2 protein-coding genes are annotated in these 1,267 nt (G+C 53.4%); both read right to left on the reverse strand.

Annotated elements, in window-relative coordinates; genetic code table 11:
- Window positions 1–542, reverse strand: a 542-nt coding sequence (locus QZ197_RS12955; RefSeq protein ID WP_296432456.1) for a carbohydrate ABC transporter permease, incomplete at its 3' end; no start/stop codon positions are given.
- The coding region (locus QZ197_RS12960; protein WP_296432457.1) for a sugar ABC transporter permease at window positions 539–1,267 on the reverse strand (729 nt) is incomplete at its 5' end. The genes QZ197_RS12960 and QZ197_RS12955, both read right to left, overlap by 4 nt.

The following is a 1,267-nucleotide window of genomic DNA, read 5'->3' on the forward strand; positions in this document are numbered from 1 at the left end:
AAAAAATTTCTGAAAAACAGTGTGGTAAAGGCCAAGCCGTAAATGACATGTACCAAAATCAACCCCGGGATCGTTCCTGCAAGCCCCATGACGCCAAGCGTGCGAGCCATTGGCAGCAGGATCACCTGAAACGGGATGAAGGCGCCGAAGAGGATCAGCGCGAATATAATATCAGCGCCGGGAAAGCGCCATTTCGTCAGTGCGTAACCGTTCAGTGCGCCGAGGATCGTCGAAATCGTGACTGCGGGCACGACCATTGCGACCGAGTTCCAGAAAAACGGCTGTAAGCCATCGCAACGCACCCCGACGCAGGCCGAACTCCACGCTTTGTTCCACGCATCGAAGGTGACCTCCTGCGGCAGGCTTAGAAGTGATCCGGCGCGGATTTCTTCGAGTGACTTTAACGAAGTGGCAATCATCACGATCAGCGGGATAAGATAATACAGACAAAAAACGCCAAGCGTCAGGAACAGCAATGTACGCATGACCACATGCTGGGCCCCTGTTTGTTGGACTATTCCGCTAAGGTTCTTGCGGCTCATCGATTTGTCCCTCGCAATTCTGAATAAAGGTAGGGCACCACAATCGCGATCACCGTCGCCAGCATCATCACGGCACTTGCCGCTGCAACGCCCAGCTCACTGCGTTGGAACGCAAATGCATACATGAACGTTGCGGGCATGTCGGTCGCGTAGCCCGGTCCACCCCCGGTCAGGGCGATGACAAGATCGAAGCTTTTGATCGCCAGATGCGCAAGAATGATCACGGTTGACAGAAAAACGGGGCGCATGATCGGTAGCACGACACTGAAATACGTGCGAAAGGCGCCTGCTCCGTCTATTGCTGCGGCTTTCAGTATCTCGTCATCAACCGACCGCAGCCCGGCCAGAAACAGCGCCATCGCATAGCCGGATGACTGCCAAACCGCGGCAATGACGATGGTGTAGATCGCATAGTCCGAATTGACGAGCCAATCGAAGGTAAAATTCTCGAAACCCAGTTGTCGGACAAAATTCTGGATACCAAGGCCAGGATTGAGGATCCATTTCCATACGGTCCCGGTCACGATGAACGAAAGCGCCATTGGATAAAGATAGATTGTTCGGATTACACCTTCGATGCGGACGCGCTGATCAAGAAGAATGGCCAGAAATATACCGATGGCCAGACTGATTGCGATGAACAGCGCCGAGAAGACAAACATGTTGCTAAGCGCCACATACCATCTTGGCGTGGCCCACAGACGTTCGTATTGCGAAAGGCCTTC

Source organism: Yoonia sp., from assembly GCF_017854415.1.
Taxonomy (GTDB): Bacteria; Pseudomonadota; Alphaproteobacteria; order Rhodobacterales; family Rhodobacteraceae; genus Yoonia.